Origin of the sequence: Sebaldella sp. S0638 (assembly GCF_024158605.1) — a bacterium.
Lineage (GTDB): Bacteria > Fusobacteriota > Fusobacteriia > Fusobacteriales > Leptotrichiaceae > Sebaldella.
Window position 1 is genome coordinate 1 of sequence record NZ_JAMZGM010000051.1, and the last position, 18652, is coordinate 18652.

At 33.8% G+C, this 18652-nt stretch carries 20 protein-coding genes; 19 read left to right on the forward strand and 1 reads right to left on the reverse strand.

Annotation, left to right across the window (positions count from 1 at the left end; translation table 11 throughout):
- The first annotated feature begins 254 nt into the window (after window positions 1-254).
- The 11 genes from NK213_RS13195 (at window position 255) to NK213_RS13245 (ending at window position 10027) form a co-directional block, all read left to right on the forward strand.
- On the forward strand, window positions 255-542 hold the full coding sequence (locus NK213_RS13195) for a hypothetical protein (protein WP_253349914.1): 288 nt from the start codon (window positions 255-257) through the stop codon (window positions 540-542).
- Between the two features lie 86 nt (window positions 543-628).
- Entirely contained in the window at window positions 629-1159 is a 531-nt protein-coding gene (locus NK213_RS13200; protein WP_253349916.1) for a DUF4352 domain-containing protein, read from the forward strand.
- A gap of 536 nt (window positions 1160-1695) precedes the next feature.
- Complete coding sequence (locus NK213_RS13205; protein WP_253349918.1) at window positions 1696-2457, forward strand: EFR1 family ferrodoxin; 762 nt, start codon at window positions 1696-1698, stop codon at window positions 2455-2457.
- Between the two features lie 413 nt (window positions 2458-2870).
- Window positions 2871-3485, forward strand: a complete 615-nt coding sequence (locus NK213_RS13210) for a non-canonical purine NTP pyrophosphatase (RefSeq protein ID WP_253349920.1) — start codon at window positions 2871-2873, stop codon at window positions 3483-3485.
- A gap of 28 nt (window positions 3486-3513) precedes the next feature.
- A complete protein-coding gene (locus NK213_RS13215) occupies window positions 3514-3933 on the forward strand; it encodes a hypothetical protein (protein ID WP_253349922.1) in 420 nt (139 codons plus the stop codon).
- 165 nt (window positions 3934-4098) lie between these two features.
- A complete protein-coding gene (locus tag NK213_RS13220; protein WP_253349924.1) occupies window positions 4099-4836 on the forward strand; it encodes a DeoR/GlpR family DNA-binding transcription regulator in 738 nt (245 codons plus the stop codon).
- On the forward strand, window positions 4836-5750 hold the full coding sequence (gene pfkB / locus NK213_RS13225; RefSeq protein WP_253349926.1) for a 1-phosphofructokinase: 915 nt from the start codon (window positions 4836-4838) through the stop codon (window positions 5748-5750). Before NK213_RS13220 ends, pfkB begins: the two co-directional genes overlap by 1 nt.
- A gap of 1 nt (window position 5751) precedes the next feature.
- Window positions 5752-7656: a fructose-specific PTS transporter subunit EIIC gene (locus tag NK213_RS13230; protein ID WP_253349928.1), complete on the forward strand. Its 1905-nt coding sequence runs from the start codon at window positions 5752-5754 to the stop codon at window positions 7654-7656.
- A gap of 233 nt (window positions 7657-7889) precedes the next feature.
- Window positions 7890-8909 carry a hypothetical protein gene (locus NK213_RS13235; protein WP_253349930.1) on the forward strand — a complete coding sequence of 340 codons (1020 nt, stop codon included), beginning with the start codon at window positions 7890-7892 and terminating at the stop codon, window positions 8907-8909.
- Between the two features lie 91 nt (window positions 8910-9000).
- Window positions 9001-9573, forward strand: a complete 573-nt coding sequence (locus NK213_RS13240) for an SUKH-3 domain-containing protein (protein ID WP_253349931.1) — start codon at window positions 9001-9003, stop codon at window positions 9571-9573.
- Window positions 9574-9721: 148 nt separating this feature from the next.
- A complete protein-coding gene (locus NK213_RS13245; RefSeq protein ID WP_253349933.1) occupies window positions 9722-10027 on the forward strand; it encodes a barstar family protein in 306 nt (101 codons plus the stop codon).
- A 162-nt stretch (window positions 10028-10189) separates the two neighbouring features.
- On the opposite strand, the gene NK213_RS13250 is transcribed toward NK213_RS13245, so the two are convergent.
- Window positions 10190-10645 (reverse strand): hypothetical protein, encoded by a 456-nt coding sequence (locus NK213_RS13250; protein WP_253349935.1) that lies wholly within the window; start codon window positions 10643-10645, stop codon window positions 10190-10192.
- Window positions 10646-11064: 419 nt separating this feature from the next.
- Here NK213_RS13250 and NK213_RS13255 point away from each other — a divergent pair, with 419 nt between their 5' ends.
- From NK213_RS13255 to NK213_RS13290, 8 genes are all read left to right on the forward strand, one after another.
- On the forward strand, window positions 11065-13182 hold the full coding sequence (locus NK213_RS13255) for a PRD domain-containing protein (protein ID WP_253349937.1): 2118 nt from the start codon (window positions 11065-11067) through the stop codon (window positions 13180-13182).
- A 9-nt stretch (window positions 13183-13191) separates the two neighbouring features.
- Window positions 13192-13644: a PTS sugar transporter subunit IIA gene (locus tag NK213_RS13260; protein ID WP_253349939.1), complete on the forward strand. Its 453-nt coding sequence runs from the start codon at window positions 13192-13194 to the stop codon at window positions 13642-13644.
- 14 nt (window positions 13645-13658) lie between these two features.
- Window positions 13659-14759 (forward strand): M42 family metallopeptidase, encoded by a 1101-nt coding sequence (locus tag NK213_RS13265; RefSeq protein ID WP_253349941.1) that lies wholly within the window; start codon window positions 13659-13661, stop codon window positions 14757-14759.
- A 25-nt stretch (window positions 14760-14784) separates the two neighbouring features.
- Entirely contained in the window at window positions 14785-15060 is a 276-nt protein-coding gene (locus NK213_RS13270; protein ID WP_253349943.1) for a PTS sugar transporter subunit IIB, read from the forward strand.
- Between the two features lie 21 nt (window positions 15061-15081).
- Window positions 15082-16404, forward strand: a complete 1323-nt coding sequence (locus NK213_RS13275; RefSeq protein ID WP_253349945.1) for a PTS galactitol transporter subunit IIC — start codon at window positions 15082-15084, stop codon at window positions 16402-16404.
- A gap of 39 nt (window positions 16405-16443) precedes the next feature.
- On the forward strand, window positions 16444-17262 hold the full coding sequence (locus NK213_RS13280; protein ID WP_253349948.1) for a BtpA/SgcQ family protein: 819 nt from the start codon (window positions 16444-16446) through the stop codon (window positions 17260-17262).
- A 4-nt stretch (window positions 17263-17266) separates the two neighbouring features.
- Entirely contained in the window at window positions 17267-17896 is a 630-nt protein-coding gene (locus NK213_RS13285) for a ribulose-phosphate 3-epimerase (RefSeq protein ID WP_253349950.1), read from the forward strand.
- Window positions 17897-18163: 267 nt separating this feature from the next.
- The gene (locus NK213_RS13290; RefSeq protein ID WP_253349952.1) at window positions 18164-18628 is read left to right on the forward strand and encodes a hypothetical protein; all 465 of its coding nucleotides are present in this window, start codon (window positions 18164-18166) and stop codon (window positions 18626-18628) included.
- The last annotated feature ends 24 nt before the right edge of the window (window positions 18629-18652 follow it).

Here is an 18652-nt window from a genome sequence, read left to right on the forward strand (position 1 = left end):
ATCAGCGCCTGCAGGAAAAGTAATAGAAGAGTATGGATTTACAGTAGAAAAGATTGTTAATAAGATAAAGGGATAATATGTAGAACTGCCTTGGAAACAGGGCAGTTTTTATATATGGTAATATGGAAGGCGAATGTAGTTATAGAATTTAAGCTCTTGTTAAATTAATAAAGATAGAGTTTTCAGTAAGTTCATGATAAAATGCTCTATATGGCATTGTCTTAAAAGATAAATGTACAGGAGAAGAGTTATAAATGGTTGATTCAAGGGAATTTCAAAATAAGGTTATAGATTTTCTGGTAAAATTAAGGAATGAAAATACATTTGATGATAGAATGTATAATGAGATTTACTGTATTCTGAAAGAATTAACAGAAATCTGGAAAAAGCAGGATTGTATTCCAAAAAGTTTCTTCCTGAGCTGCATTTATTTAACAGATTCTCTTGCTGGAGGAAGCCGGTTTTTATCAGAACAGGACTGTGAAAAAATAGAGGATGCCTGTAATGCAATACAGGAGCTTTTTGTTGCGCTGGAAGAATAGCCTGCCGGAATATGACCGGATTGCAGTTTTTTGGGGACAATCATGGGGATTGAGTGTTTTGAACTTAATATAAGGATGTGAGAAAAGTGAAAAGGAAAAAAATCTTGATAGCAGGGGTTATTTTTCTTGTGGTTTTAGCAGCCGGGAGCATAGGTTACAGCTTTTTTTCGAGAAATTATAAAAAAGTGAAAACATATGAAGTAGGTGAAAAGCAGGTAAAGCATGTAAGATTTAACAAGCCTTTTTTTGCTGATCATTTTGAAGTTACTATTCTAAAAACAAGTCTTACTGATTCATTGAAAAACGATTCAAAAATATTGCTGAAAAAAGAGGAGGGTGTAGAGTATTTTGTTATAGATGTAAAAGTCAAAAATGAAAATAGCGAAAGTAAAAATCTGCCTGATTCGGGTAGTATACTTTTGGGTGAAGCCGAATATATGATAGAAATAGAAGAAAATATAAAACTTACCGAAGCCGGCTACGGAGTATTTTCGGAACAGATAAAGCCGGGAGAATCCAAAGAAAGCAAAATTGTATTTAGGATACCTGTAGAATACGGGGATGAAGCAATAATCTGGGATGTATTCGGGAGCGGTGTGAAAATCAGGCTTCAATAATGCATTAAGTCAATTTTTGAGACTTTTCACACAGGCAGAAAAAAATTTTAGAAATATTATGATCTGACTATCGACAGAAGCCGATATTTAGGGTATAATAAATTAAAGGATTTTTGAAACCTGTGTTAATACTTGATTTCAAGTATAAATTCTTACTGGTAATAATTAAAAAAGCGGATTTTCCGCAAAATTCGATTCTAAAGCTTTTACCTCATTATTCTAATAGTAAGTAATATTCATGTTTTTAAACCTGTTTTCTACAAAAAAAATGTAAAAAATTAATATAATTCAGATAATTTCAAAGCCAATTCTGTATTAATTCAGAAATCTGTTCTAAAATAATATTAAAAAATCCATTTGAAATAATCAGTTTTCTGTTGTATTTTCCATATAATCAGAAATCACAAAATAACAGCTTTAAAAACAATAAACTTTGGTATATTTTTTTGTATTTAAAAAATAAGAGGTATGGAAGTATACATCAATAGAACTAAATAAAGAAAAATGGAGGGAGTACATTAATGGAGTATAGCCACATGAAGGAAATTTATTTCAGTCCCACAGGAACAACAAAAACTATTGTAAATGAAATTACCAAGTACTTTTCAAGAAAAAAAGAAACTTATGATTTACTGAAGAATCCTCTTCAAGAGGAAATGTCATTCGGGAGCGAAGATTTTGTAATAATAGGAATGCCTGTATATGCGGGTCGTATACCGGATGTATGTGCAAAAATGCTTTCGGAAATAAAAGGAAATAACACACCTGCAATAGCTGCTGTGGTCTATGGAAACAGGGACTATGACGATGCCTTGCTTGAATTGAAGACAATTTTGACAGAAAATGGATTTACAGTAATCAGCGCAGGAGCCTTTGTAGCTCAGCATTCGATTTTTCCCGGTACAGGTTATCTGAGACCGGATGTAAAGGATAAACAGGCTGTGAGAAGATTTGCGAAAAGCAGCTGTGAAAAATTCGAATCTGTTACGGATATTAAAGAAATGGACTTTGAAGTAAAGGGGAATTTTCCATATAGGGAGTCTGTATCAGTTCCGTTAAATCCTTCAGCAGATAAAACCTGTAAGAAATGCGGTGCCTGTGCAAGGATATGCCCTGTAAATGCTATTTCCGAAGAAAAACCCGAAAAATTAAACAAAAAAACGTGTATCAGATGTACAGCCTGTTTTGCTGTCTGCCCGCTGGAATGCAGAGGATTTCGCGGAGTACGCTATACATTGGCGAGCAAAATTTTCGAAAAAAAATTCTCGGTAAGAAGAGAACCGGAAGTTTTTTTATAAAATTTTGCTGATATAAAAAACAGTTATTCTAAGGAAAGAACAAGCGGGACAGTTGTGTGATTTTTATTTTAAATTTATGAATATATACGAAAAAACAGAAGAGACAGTAATTTTATTTTCTGTTTTTTTATTTGATAAAAAGTATATATTTCATAATATATTAAAATTTTATTTTCATTATTTATAAAGGGGTATTATTCAGATAAAACAAAGTCTTTGTTATATTGACATTAGTTAATTTTATGATGTATAATTTACTTGGAAAATTTTAGAAATATATAGGGAGAAGCTGTCTTGTTATTAATTTAGAAAACGGAAACAGGATTTCAAAGTTAGTGAAAGATAGAGGATGATAGTCTTACACAAAAATGAATTATTACTTATGATAATAAGAAACACAAGGCGGTGAACAGATGAAAATAATATATGGTACAAAAAATAAAGCTAAACTAGAGGATATGAAAAGGGTTTTAAATGGTCTGGAATTGGAAATAACGGGTTTATCAGATATAGGAGCTGATTTGCCTGAGGTAGACGAGTCAGGAAATGATCCTTTGAAAAATGCAGAGATAAAAGCTCTGGCTTACTATGAAGTTTTGAAAAAACCTGTTTTTTCATGTGATTCCGGTCTTTTTATAGAGGGTCTGGATGAAGAGAGACAGCCCGGAGCACATGTACGAAGGGTTAACGGCATATATATGAACGATAATGAAATGATAGATTATTATTCAAAGCTGGCAGGAACATTCACCGGAAAATGTACCGCCAGATACCGTAATGCAATATGTCTGATTGTAGATGAGAAAAATATTTTCAGTTATAGCGGGGATGATATTTCCGGAGAAAAATTTACACTTTCTCCGTTTAGGCATGAAATGCAGACTGACGGTTATCCTCTGGACAGTATTTCTGTACATGCAGATACTGGAAAGTATTATGTAGAGATGGAAGATGAAAAGGATTCGTTCGGGCATGAGGAAGGTTTTAGAAAATTTTTTCAAATGGTTTTGGAACAATGGAGTAAATAATAAATTTAGTAAAATTCAAGGAGAAAATATGAAAAAAATATGTTTGATTTTAGCAGTTATAATGTCTTTTGTATCTGTATGCGACTTTATAGCAATAGGGGGAAATGATTCATCAACAATGTCTCTTTTTTACTCATTTACAATTATAACATTTCCTTCTGCAGTTTCTATGGAGTCATCAGAAGCAAGTGACAGAAACAAGATAAAAACTGTCGAGGAAAATTATGAATATCATAAAAAACTTATGAATGCAGAAAATCTCATGGCAAAGGATGTCTTTTCAAAAGATTTGATAGAAAAATTCGGACTTAATGAAAACGACAGAATGGAGTTATCGGAAACAAAAGTTGGAATTATAATATCAGATAAGAATAAAGCACTTGCTTTTATTCCTGCGAAACAGGAATATGCCGATCTGATAAAAAGTAATGAAAGAAATATAAAATAAAACAAGTTACCTGAAAATTGAGAATATCAATAATCAGGTATTTTTTTATGCAGAAAATATATGATTCACGATAAAAAATAATTTTTTATGATTTTATATGATTTTTTTTGAAAAAAATGATTGACTTTAAAAAAATATATGGTATAGTTAAAGCAGGTGATAAAAATGTTTGAAATAGAAAGACACGAAATAATTTTGAAAAAATTAGAGGAAAAAGGCAGATTATCATATGAAGAAATAGAAGAATTTCTGAATGTCTCTATAGCAACAATAAGAAGGGACATAAACAAACTTGAGAGTAAAGACCTGCTGAGCAAGGTTGGCGGAGGAGTAGTTGCCAAGAGAAAAATTAATTTTGAACCGGAAATAAATATAAAGTTTGAGGAGAATACAGAGGCAAAGAAAAGAATTGCCAAAAGAGCTGCAAAACTTGTGAAAAAGGGTGATTTTATATTTATTGATGCCGGTTCGACTACATATTACATGATAGAGTACCTTAAAAATAAAAATATAACAGTTGTTACCAATGGCTTAATGCATTTGGACAAGCTTATTCAGTGTAAAATAAAGACAATTATAATCGGAGGCGAAGTAAAGCCCACCACTAAAGCCGTAGTAGGGATAGAAGCACTGAAAAACATAGAAAAATACAGATTTGACATAAGCTTTTTAGGAGTAAACGGAGTGGATATCAATAAGGGTCTTATGACACCTGATATAAAAGAAGCTATTCTAAAAGAAAAAATACTGGAAATATCAGATAAAACATACATTTTAGCAGATAAAGAAAAGTTCGGAGTGTCTTCCAGCGTAAAATTCGGAAATATAGAGGACTGCATACTGATAACAGACGAGCTTGCCGATACCAGATATGAAAAATATATATTGAAGGAGGAAATATAATGATATATACACTAACTTTGAATCCTGCATTGGATTATGATATTTACATGGATAAATTTCAGGAGGGAGATCTGAATTTATCAAAAGAAGTCAATATCAGAGCAGGCGGTAAGGGAATTAACGTATCGAAGCTTCTTTCCAATCTTGACATAAAATCAAAAGCGCTGGGTTATACAGCTGGATTTACCGGAGATTTTATAAAAAAGAATCTTTATGACGAAGGAATAGAGTCAGATTTCGTGGAGCTGGACGGAATAACAAGAATAAATGTAAAAATAAATAATAGCTCCAAGGAAACTGAAATAGCCGGTTTATCACCAAATATAACAAAAGAGGCTGAAGAAAAGCTTATTGAAAAAATATCAGGATTACAAAAAGATGATATTCTGATACTTTCAGGGAGTATTCCCGAGAGCATTGAAAAAAACATTTATAAAAAACTCGCTGCAATGCTGCCTGAAGAAACAAAAATAGTTTTGGACACAAGAGGAAGTCTTTTGAAAGAAAATCTGAATAATAATTTTCTGATAAAGCCTAATATAGCCGAGCTGGAGGAGATGTTCGGGACTGAGCTGAAAACTACAGCGGATATAGTGGAGAAATGCGGCTATTTTCTGGAAAAAGGCGTAAAAAATATTATAGTTTCAATGGGTGGAAAAGGAGCCTTATTTGTAAATAAAGAGGGAGCATATACAGCGGATGTTCCCAAAGGAAAGCTTATTAATTCAGTGGGAGCCGGAGATTCTATGGTGGCAGGCTTTATAGCGGGAACAGAAAGCGGGAAATCACCGGAAGATTCTTTCAGGCTTGCTGTAGCTTCAGGATCAGCCACTGCTTATTCATATGGTTTAGGTGAAAAAGATTTGATATATAGACTTTATAATGAAATTACTCTAAAAAAGGAAGGTGTATAAGATGAAAATTACTGAACTGCTGGTAAAAGAGAGAATGATCTTGGATTTACAGTCGGTAACCAAAGATGAAGTAATAAACGAACTTGCGGAAATGTTCCTTAGTACCGGGATTATAGACGATCTTGAAGGATTTAAAGGTGAGATAAAAAACAGGGAAGCATTAAGTTCTACAGCTCTGGAAGAAGGAATAGCCATTCCCCATGCTAAAACAAAATATGTAAAAAAGCCTGCACTTGCATTCGGGAGAAGTAAAAAAGGTATAGATTATGAATCATTAGACGGAGAGCCGTCAACTATATTTTTTATGATAGCAGCACCAGAAGACGCTAATAATGCTCATATAGAAACTCTGGCAAGACTGACTCAGATGCTTTTAGATACAGACTTTAGAACAAGTATACTGGAATTAGGTACAAAGGAAGAAATACTTGATCTGATTAATAAAAAAGAAACTGCAAAGCTGGAAGAAAATGCAGAAACAGACAATAACAGCGACAATTTCATTATAGCAGCAACTGCCTGCCCTACAGGAATAGCACATACTTATATGGCAGAGGAAGCATTAAAAAAAGCAGCGGCAGAACTTGGAGTTACAATAAAAGTAGAAACTAACGGAACTGACGGTGTAAAACATAAACTTACCGCAGAAGATATAGAAAAGGCAAAAGGAGTAATACTTGCAATAGACAGAGGAATAGAAACCGACAGATTCAGCGGTAAAAAAGTGATTCAGACAGGAACAAAAGAGGCTATACGTGATGCAAAAGGTCTTATTCAAAGAGCCCTTTCAGGGGATGCTCCTGTATTTGCAGGTTCTGGTGAGGCAGGTTCTAACGGTAAAAATACTTCTAAAGAAAAAACGGGGATTTATAAGCATCTGATGACAGGAGTATCGTTTATGCTGCCGTTCGTAGTGAGCGGAGGTATATTAATAGCACTGGCCTTTTTATTTGATAAACTCGCAGGAGTGCAGGGAGTAGCAGATGCTGCGGGACAGTCAACTCTTGGAAGCACTACATACCTTGCGAAACTGTTCATGGAAATAGGAGGAGCGGCATTTGGTCTCTTTATACCTATTTTAGGGGCGTATATTGCATACAGTATAGGTGAAAGACCGGCACTGACAGCAGGATTTGTCGGAGGGGCGCTTGCTGTTTCAGGTGGTTCAGGATTTCTTGGAGCGATGCTTGCAGGATTCCTTGCAGGTTATGTTACAAAACTTGTTATTGCAATGTTAAAAGGACTGCCTAAGAGTCTGAACGGAATTAAGGCAATTCTGCTTTATCCTTTGTTAACAGTATTGCTTACAGGTGTACTGATGATAATTATACTAAATCCGCCTGTAAGATTCATAAATGAAGGACTTGTGGAATGGCTGAAAAACATGGGCGGAACAAGCAGAGTAATACTTGGTATAATCCTTGGAGGAATGATGGCTGTGGATATGGGCGGCCCTGTAAATAAAGCAGCTTATGTATTTGGTACAGGAACACTGGCTACAGCAGCAGCGGGAGAATACGGAACACCAATAATGGCGGCTGTAATGGCTGGAGGAATGGTGCCTCCGCTTGGAATAGCACTGGCTACGACTTTATTTAAGAATAAATTTAACACAGAAGAACGGGAAGCAGGAAAAACGAATTATATAATGGGATTGTCATTTATTACAGAGGGAGCAATACCATTCGCCGCGGGAGATCCTTTGAGAGTTCTGCCGGCATCAATAATAGGTGCGGCAGTAGCAGGGGGATTATCAATGTTTTTCAATATTGCTATACCTGCACCGCATGGCGGATTAGTAGTGGCATTTTTATCAAATAATGCATGGCTTTATCTGCTTGCTATATTGATAGGTGCTGTAATTACTGCAGTTATTTTAGGACTTCTGAGAAAGAAGGTAAATTAAATAATAAATCAGTTTTTGGAAAATATGTATAAAGTTTTCTGGAAATACTGATAGAAATATAATATGATATATTTATCAGGCTGTACCGTTGAATTTGGTGCAGCTTTTATTTTATGGAATGTTTGACATTATTTTATGAATAGCTGAGAAAATTATTATATAGAAAAAGCTTAAGTATGTATTATAAATAAAATATGATATAATATTTAAAAAATAAATTGGAGGTAGATTAAGTGGAACATTACTTCAGGAACAAACATAAATCACTGTTGGGGTTGATAGTGCCTGTATTTGGAATGATATTTCTGGGGCTTGGATTTTTTGCAATATCACTTTATGTTTTTAGTGATCTGGTAAAATATGAAATGCTGGTGTCTGTAATTATATCAGCAATATTAGCGGTACTTGTCATAATTATACTTATTTATCACATTATAAACGGCCCTGATTATATAGTGACCAATGAAGGTGTCCTTTTTAAAAAGAGAAATAAAATTACACATGAATTTTCATATAAAAAATACGTGATGTCGTCTTATGTAGTGAGAAACACCTATAACGGTATACCGTCGGGAACTTCAAGACAGCTGATAGTAGATGACGGAAAAAAAGAAAAGAAATATGTGTGCGCTTTGTCGAAAAAAGACTTTGATGAATTTATGTCATTGATAATTGCCTATTCAGGAAATGCAGAAACAAGCAGCGAGATAAAAGAAACCCCAGGTATAGTTTTAAGTGAAGCAAACAGAGATTTTTTCCTTGATAACAGCAGAATATTCAAAGATATAGCTTTTAAAAAATATTTTGGAATGATATTTTTATCATTTTTACTGCTGGCTTTATTTTTTCTTCTGACTTATTTTGGTGAAAATGATGCATGGTTTGCTCTTGTGGGGATAGTAATATGTCTTTTAATATATTTTGTTTTAGTTTTTTTCAGTGTGGGAAGTGCCAAAAGAAAAATGCCTGAAAATATAAAGCTTAGAACAAATGAGATATATCTTGATGAGGAGCATTTTAGTTTTAGTGACATAAGTAAGGTTTCCCTTACACCGCCGTCTTATTATATAGGGAATATCAACAGAGTCTTGAAAATTTACAGACATGACGGAAAGAAAAAAACATATATTTTAGGATTTAAAGTGGCAAAAGCCGGGAAAAAGGATAAGGTATTTCCTGAATATGAGCAGTTTTTTCAGATGTTAGAGGGGATACTTGCTAATTCACCGGGAAAATTTCAGTATGATTTGTAAAAGGATGAATTTTTACAATATGCAGCAGACAATAAAACAACACTATAGGTATTATGAATAGGAAATGATACCGGTCTGGCAGGGAAGTAATATGTATAACTTTGATAAAGATATTTTAGAAGCATTGAAAAAAAGCGGATGGCATGAAAATAGAGAAGTATCAACAGATAAAATTCTCGATTATTATAGCAAAGTAAAGTATATTTGCAATGATATGCAATTAAAATTTTTGAAGAGTTTCTCTAATTTAGAAATTGATTTTGAGAATCCATTAGCAGTGAATTTTCCTAGGTTTAAAAACAGACCAGTTAGATTCATATTAGATCCGTTTTATGCAGCTCAAAATTTTCGTATGAGAGTACGAGATTATGAAATACACTTTAAGAAAAACATGATACCAATAGCAGAAGTACCTAATGAGAATATGGTGGTATTTCTTGCAGAAGATGGTGTTTTTTACGGCGGATTTGATGAAAATGTTATAGAATTCGGTCAAGGTCTGAATATAGTTTTATATAAATTGAAAAATGGAATAACCTCTCCGGTTATAGAAGTCGAAGATTATGATGATGAAGAATACGATATGGACAGGGAATTAATGAAGGAAAATCTGAAAAATATGAAGTTACAACTCCAAAATAGCCACATAAATGGGGGAAAATAAAAACCAAGAAAAATTAAAATATGTAAATTTGCGTATTTATAATAAAAAATGATAAAAATCGCAAATTTTATGATATTATAAAGTAAATATGTTTATATGGGATTTATACGCAGAATTCCGTTAAAAAAAACAAAGACTGGAGGTTTGTATGGACATAATGGAAGAAGGAACAAGGAAGAAATATGTTGTAATTGATGTGGAAAATATAACAGATTCTCATGAACTTCATAAAATTTTGAAATCTGAATTGGAGTTTCCGCACTTTTACGGGATGAGCTGGGATGCATTTTGGGATGCTATTACAGGGCTTGTACAGCTGCCGGAAGTTACTATAATAAAAGGGTATAAGGTTTTAAAGCTGAATCTTCCGCAGGATGCCGAAATTCTGGTAAATACTCTGGAAAGATACAATAATCTTTTTTCGCTGTTCAGAACAAAGCTGATTTTGGACTAGACAATACAGCAAAAGAAAATTATATTTCTGAATTGTAATTTTGAAACATTATTTCAAAATATAACTGATTTTATAAAATAAAACTGATCTGGATACTTTCAAACAGAAAGAAAACAGATCAGTTTTTATATTCTCAAAAATTAGGAAACATGTTAAATGTATTTATTTAAATTTTGATTTATCATAGTTATATGGAATACTTGTTCCCACTACCACATCTTCAATTTTGTCTATTATAAGCCAGTCATCCATGTTGCCCTGATGATCAAAGTCCAAAGGGGTAATTTCTTCCAGACTGTCAAATTCTACAAGACACAGACATTTTTTATGCCAACGTTCTTTTTGTTTTGCAGACAGGGCGAGTTTATCCTGATTTTTTTCAAGAGTCTCTTTTATTTCCTCATCTGTTAGTTTTACAAAATTCTGGACACTTTTCACTTTTGCCTTAGCGGAAATTTCCTTGCTTCCTTTTTTCATAAAATATAATGTTTCATTCTCAAAAACTCTGCTGTGAGGGATTTTTCTCCCTGCGGCACCCCGTACTATCATTGTTTTTGAACCATCAAGAATCTTTTCCAGAACTTTTTCTTTATTGTCACAATAAATTAAATGAACCATTTCATACCTCCCTGATTTGTTTATAATAAATTATATATCATTATAAAAATGAATACAACAGTGTAAAAATATTTTGAAATGAAAAAATGAAAGGTGCCTGAGAAGGGCTTGTGCAGAAATGTATGCTTTTTTGTGAAAATAAAAACCGGAAAAATGTTAAAAATATGGGATATAATTAATATAGAGATGGTATTTAAAAAACTAATACATAAAAAAAATACATATGAAAATTCGCAGAAATTAGTCATCAATATCGTCGGAAAATTTATCAGACAATATAGTGTCTGATATATGAAGTTATTGAAAAAATGTGATGAAAAAATTCAGAAACAGATAAATCTTTTCTCACATTTCGGAAAAAGCTTAAACTTTAAAAATAGAAAATAATGGGGTATAACTGATCATGGAAGGAGAAACATATGAGTATAAATAATCTGGATTGTTCGATTCTAAATGAAGTAATAAAAAATGAAAAGATATTTCCCGGTGATCTGGTAAAAAAATATAATACTACTGACAGAAATATAAGGTACAAGCTGGATAATATTAATTTTTACCTGAATAAAGAAAAACTGCCTGTTATAAAAACGACATCCAAAGGTGAACTTTTTTTCAGCAGTGAAGACAGGAATTTACTGGGAAACAGTGCTTTTATTATAAAAAATGAAGATTATATTTTCAGCAAAGAGGAAAGGCAGAAGCTGGTACTCGTTTTTGTACTTCTGAATACAGGAGTTTTTACCATACAGTCTGTGCTGGATGAAATAGGCGTGAGTTTGTCTACATTGAAGAATGACATAAGAGAACTAAAGCAGATACTGGGAAAAAACGGTTTGAAGCTGGTACAGATAGCAAAAAAAGGATTGAAAATACAGGGCAGTGAGAACAGCATAAGAAGAATGGTATTGAATATTCTTCTGGAAAGCAGTATAGAATCATTTTCCCCAGATCAGAAGGATAAAATAGATGTTTTCAAGAGAACTTTGAAGCAGATATTTCTGAATTCATATGACGGAACCGGCAAAGAAAAAGAGGAGAAAGACAAACAGACGGATACAGCAATCAGGGAGTATCTCGAAAAGATAAACAGTGATATGAATGAGGAATTTTCAGATGTTTTACATAATTACATTATGAATTATCTCAGACTTACGATTATAAGAATAAAAAATAAAAAATATCTGAAAGAGGATCTTGATGATGTCTTATTTCTGGAAAATATAAAGGAATACAAAATTATAAAATCCCATATTGATATTTTGGAGGATAAAGCTGGTATAAATCTTACACCGCAGGAAATAATCAAAATAGTAGAAATATACATTGAAAATAAAAATTATGATGTAAATAATTCATGGAAACAGGTAAAGCAAATTCTGGAAAATCTCATATCAAAAGTATCATCTGATATAAATCTGGATATGACAAATGATCTCATCCTGCTGAATGACCTCATCTATCACATGAAACTTGCTGCATACAGAATCAAAAATAATATAAAGCTGAAAAACAGTATTTATAAAGAAGTAGAAGAGGAAGTTCCATATTTATTCAGCGTTGTAGAGAAAAGAGCAGCCGGATATGAGGGATATCTGGGAGAAAAGCTGAATAAAGATGAAATAGCCTTTATTACAATACATTTTAAAATGTCAATTGACAGAAATTATAATCTCGGCAAAAAAAGAGTGCTTATTGTATGCGGTCTCGGATATGGTACTTCAAAGCTTTTGAAAAAAATAATCAGTGAAGAATTCAATGTGGAGATAACAGATCTCATTCCGGTGTATCAGCTGGAAAAATATAATCTGGATAAAACAGATATAGTTCTTTCCACTGTGAAGATAACAGAACCGCTTGATAAACCGTATCTTACAATAAACACCATACCAAACCTTCAGGATAAAAAGAACATAGAGCAGCTGGGTATAAAAAGAAAAAATGCCAATAAAGAATACTATATGCAGGAGGTTCTTAAAATAATAAAAGAAAACTGTGATGTGAAAAATAACAGAGACCTAATAAAAGGACTTGAGAAATTATTCAGCACAGAAGATGAGAAAATAATGGAATCTCACAGAAAAAGTCTGCCGGAACTCCTTCCGCAGGGAAATATAAAAGTGGTAAACAGTGTAAAAAACTGGCAGGAAGCAATGGAAATATCGGGGCGTATTTTGGTGGATAACGGTTACGCAGAATGGGAATATGTGGAAAGTGTAATAGACATGGTCTATAAACACGGCACGTATATGGTTTTGAAAAAGAATTTCATATTGGGACACGGGAATTACCTTGAAAAAGTAAATAAAGCAGGATTGTCATTTCTTTATATAAAAGAAGGGGTGGAATTTCCGGAAAATCACTTTATTAATTGTGTAATTACATTATGCAGCCGTGATAAAAAGGAGCATACATTCGGACTTTTGGAACTGCACAGGGTTATAGAAAACTGTGATCTCTACAGAAAAATTTCCGGCATGAATTCCGGATACGAAATATACAAAGAGATAAAGTCCGGCTGGGAGAAAATTAAAAAATAGGAGGAGAACATGAGAGAAATTGACAAAGACCTTATTTTTATAAATATGAATTTTGAAAATAAAAGTGAACTGTTTAAATTTGTGGCAGAAGAATTAAAAAAAAGAGATTACGTGGAAGATACATATGAAGCGGCAATTAACGAAAGAGAGAGCCGGTTTCCTACGGGATTCCAGCTGAAAAATATGAATATAGCAATGCCGCATGCTGATCCTGTGAACAGCAGGGCAGACAAGCTGATTATCCTTACACTGGAAAAACCTGTAGAATTTCAGAATGCCGAGGATAAGGGAAGTCTTAATGTAAGTATAGTTTTTGGTCTGGTTTTTCATAACAGGGACAAACATATTGATTATCTGATGAGACTCTCGAATCTTATACAGGATTCCGAAAAGCTTGAAAAAATAAAAAAAGCCGGAACCAAAGAGGAAATCTATGATCTTTTAAATGAAATATTTAAATAAATCAAGGAGGAAAAATGGACAGAATGAAAAAGTATGTAAGAGAACTTACAGAACTACCGGGAAATTCAGGTTACGAAGATGAAGTGATCAAATATCTTTATGAAAAATTAAAAGATAAAGCCGATCATATAAAGGTGGATTCAATAGGGAATCTTACAGTAAAATTTAATTCATCAGGGAAAAGCAGTAAAAAAGTCATGTTATTCGGTCATATGGACGAAGTAGGACTTGTCATAAGAAAAATAGAAGACAGCGGATTTTTACGTATGGAAAAACTGGGTTCTGTAAACTTAAATACACTTCCCGGTCTGGTAGTGGAAATAGCAGGAAAGAAAGGGTCTGTCACAGGTGTGGTGGGTGTGAAGTCACACCACTATCTAAAGCCCGACGAAAAAGGAATTATCGGTTCTTATGAAAAACTCTATATTGATATAGGAGCATCTTCAAAGGAGAATGCACACGAACTAGGTATAGAAACAGGAGATCCGGTAACAATAAAAAGTAATTTTAATGAACTTGCCAACGGTCTTATAAGTAATAAAGCAATGGATGACAGGGCTCCGCTTGCGGCACTTTTATGTCTTGCCGAAGAGATCGGGAAAGAAAAACTTGATTATGAACTTTATATAGTTTTCAGTGTTCAGGAAGAGTTCAATATAAGGGGAATCCTGCCGGCAGTAAGGGAAATAAAACCTGATATAGCAATCGGGGTAGATGTTACGCCTTCATGTGATACACCGGAGCTTGCAGGATATTCAGATGTAGTAATAGGGAAAGGGCCGGGAATTACTTATATGAATCATCACGGCAGAGGAACCCTCGCAGGATATCTTCCCAACAGAAAATTTTCTGCTTATATGGAGGAGACATGCAGGGAAAATAATATCCCGTTTCAAAGGGAAGTAGCATTGGGAGTGCTTACAGAAACAGCGTATATACTTTTTGAGAACTCAAAGACAGTAACAGGGAGTATTTCACTTCCTACAAGATACACACACGCTCCTATGGAGGTAATAAGCATGGAAGACTTGGAGAATATGTACAATCTGCTGTATGCCTTTCTAAAAAAATATGATCCTGAAACGGAGTTTGGCAAAGACCAGTTATGTAAATAAAATCAAATAAAAGGAGAGAAGTAATATGAAAAGAATACTTGTGGCCTGTGGAACAGGAATGGCAACTTCTACAATGATTTCTGAAAAAATAAAAGGGATTCTTGAAGAAAGAGGAATTGATTGTGTTATAAACCAGTGCATTTTGTCAGAAATAGCTTCAAATGCATCAAATGTAGATTTAATTGTGACATCAATGAGGGTAGATGAAGAATATAATGCGCCGGTATTGCTGGGGACAGCCTTTTTAACAGGAATAAATGAAGAAGAGGCTACTGAGAAATTGTTGGAAATTTTATCTTAAGAAAAATAGAAGGAGGATAACATGCAAGGATTTATTAGTTATATTTTAAGTCTTGGAGGTATGGTTTTTGTACCTATAGTTCTGATTTTGGTAGCTCTACTTTTCAGACTGAGCTTCCTGAAATCAATAAAAGCCGGAGTAACAGCAGGTGTGGGATTTCTAGGGATGAACCTTGTGGTCGGAGTGGTAGTGCAGTATCTTAATCCGGCAGTAGATATTATGGTAAAAAGATTCGGGCTGAATCTTAGTGTAATTGATGTGGGGTCAGGTACTGCGTCAGGTGTAGGATATGCCACGGCAGTAGGAGCTTTGGTAATTCCGGTAATATTCATTCTGAATATAGTTCTGCTTCTTTTGAGACTCACTAAAACTATGAATATTGATATTTATAATTACTGGCATTATTCAATTACAGGGTCAATAGTTTATCTGATGACAGGAAGTCTTATCTTTGGTATTGTGGGAGCAATGTTTCATGCTGCGTTTTGTCTCATATCAGCGGATTTTACAGCCAAAAGGGTGCAGAATATAATAGGTATAGACGGAATATCAATATGTCAGGGTTACGGGGCAAGTACAGTACCTTTGTTTTATCTGCTTGAGTGCCTGTATAACAAGATACCGTTTATGAAAAACAAAAAGATAGACTCGCAGTTTATTCAGAAAAAATTCGGTATGATAGGTGACCCGGTGATAATAGGAATAGTTCTTGGTATTTTATTCAGCCTGCTTGCGGGATACGGTCTTAGAGATGCTTTGAACCTTATTATTGCAGTGGTGGGGATTATGATTCTGTTCCCTAGAATGATAAAAATAATAGTAGAAGGGCTTATGCCGATTTCAGAAGCAGCCAGAAAATTCTTTAATACTCATTTTCACGGAAAAGAGTTTTATATCGGGATGGATTCGGCAGTTACACTTGGGCATCCGACTACAATATCTGTGGGTATAATATTAATACCGATAATGATATTAATAGCTGCCGTACTTCCGGGAAATACAGTGCTTCCGCTGGCTGACCTTCCTTTTGCACCGTTTTTCATCTGTATGGCTACTGTAATACATAAGGGAGATATGCTTAGAACACTTATAAGTTCAATAATAAACATGGTAATAGTGCTACTCATAGCAAGCTATTTTGCACCTTACTTTACACAGATGGCTATAGACGGTAAACTGGGGCTTACACAGGGAGATGCCAAAATATCTGCACTGGCAGTAGGAAATGTTTTTGACTGGGTTATAACTCAGTTTATGAGATTCGGAATAATAGGAATAATATGTCTTTTGGCAGTAACAGCAGGTGCTGTATACTATAACAGAAAAAAGGCGCTTACAGATTAATGTTTTGTACAAATAACACAATATATAGGAGGAATAAAAATGAGTTGGTTAAAAGATGTAATAGGAACAGAAAAGGCGATAATAGCAATGTGTCATTTATTACCGCTGCCGGGAGATCCTTATTTTGATAAGGAAAAAGGAATGGCATATGTAATGGAGAAAGCAAGAGAAGACTTTCTGGCACTTCAGGAAGGCGGAGTGGATGCAGTTATGTTTTCAAATGAGTTTTCACTTCCTTATCTGACAGATGTAAAAACTGAAACTGTGGCAGCTATGGCAAGAATAATAGGGGAATTAAAACCTGAAATAAAGATTCCTTACGGAGTGAATGTACTTTGGGATGCAAAAAAATCGCTTGATCTTGCAGCAGCTACAGATGCGAAATTCGTAAGAGAAATATTTACAGGGGTATATGCAAGCGACTTTGGTATCTGGAATACAAATATAGGAGAGACTATAAGACATCAAAGAAGAATTGGTGCGGAAAATGTAAAGCTTCTGTTTAATATTGTTCCTGAAGCGGCTAAATATTTAGCAGACAGAGATATAAAAGATGTAGCGAAATCTACAATATTTAATAACAGACCGGATGCATTATGCGTATCAGGACTTACTGCGGGGAGTGAAACTGACTCTGCAATATTAAAACAGGTGAAGGATGTAGCAGGAGAAACAGTGATTTTTGCTAATACGGGAGTAAGACTGAATAATGTGGAAGAACAGCTTTCTATCGCAGACGGGGCAGTAGTGGGAACTACATTTAAGTATGACGGAAAGTTTGAAAATCATGTAGATAAGGCGAGAGTAAAAGAATTTATGGATAAAGTAAAGAATTTTAGAGCTTCAAAAGGTTTGTGATAATATGAAAATTCTTCCTTCAATAGCTTCTGCCAATCAATATAATATTGAAAAAGAGTTAGGCAGAATAGGGAGCAGATATTATGAAAATCTGCATATAGACATAGAAGACGGTAATTTTATCCCCAACATTACATTTGGTCTGAAAACTATGAAACAGATAAGGGAAAATTATAAGCTGCCTTTTTCGGTACACTTGATGGTAAGCAATCCTGAAAGCTATATAGATGAATTACAGAAACTGGGATGCTGTATAATTTTTATCCATGTGGAATCATGCGGATATTTAAGCGAACTGCTGAATAAAATAAAGTCTTTGGGAATAAAGGCAGGGATAGCATTAAATCCGTATTCTGACCTGAAAAATTATAAATATTTATTTGGAATAACTGATGCTGTAATGTTTATGACTTCGGAGCCGGACTTTAGGGGACAGATTTTTAATCCTGCGGTTTTGGAGGGTATAGAGGAAATCATTGGTGAAAAAAAATTTGAATTATGGGCTGACGGAGGGATAAAGGCAGAGCATATGGAATTTTTGGAAAAAAAGCAGATAGACTATGTGGTAATGGGAAGAGAAATATTTGACAGAGAGGATCCGGAGGATTTTCTGAAAAAAATAAATTTTAAATAAAAGAAGGCTGACTAAAAACAGGAATTAAATCTATAGGATCCTGGCAGATATATAGATTTAACCAAAAAATGCAATAGTTTTTTAGTCAGTCTTTTTCTTAATTATATAAGGTAATCTGAAAAAGTCAAGTAGAAAAGTAATTTATTTATATTGTCGGCGTAAAGAAACAGAAATAAAAAAAGATGTTTAAGATTATTTAATTTGTTTTCATAAATTATGATATAATAAAGTACATAAAAAATATAAAAAGAACCTTACGGAGATAAGATGAAAAAAATAACAGTTATGTTTATATTAATATTAGTCCTTAGTTCTTGTGTTTTCAAAGCTGATTTTGATGAAAACTACTGGAAAGGTACAAATGATTTTTATATGGTTTTCGATATGTCAAAGTCATTTGACGACAGCAAGGCATTATCATCATTTGAAATGTTCGGGATATCACGCAGACGTACAAAGATGGCAAAAAATATCATAGAATCCAAAAAACTGTCAGGACTTTCTAAAGATGAGGTAACAGCTGTTTTGGGAGTCGGGAATACACAATTTATTATCGGTGAAGGATATCAGGGTAAAAACGGTTATTCAAACAGTCTTCAGTATGTTATTGATGCAGAGAAAAGAGGATTTCAGTTTTATGGTGAGAGCGGGATAAGGCGGAAATATATGGTGGTATTTTTAGATAAAGATAACATAGTTGTTTCTGTGGATATAATTAATCAAAAATATTGAAATTATTTATAAAAGATGTAAGAA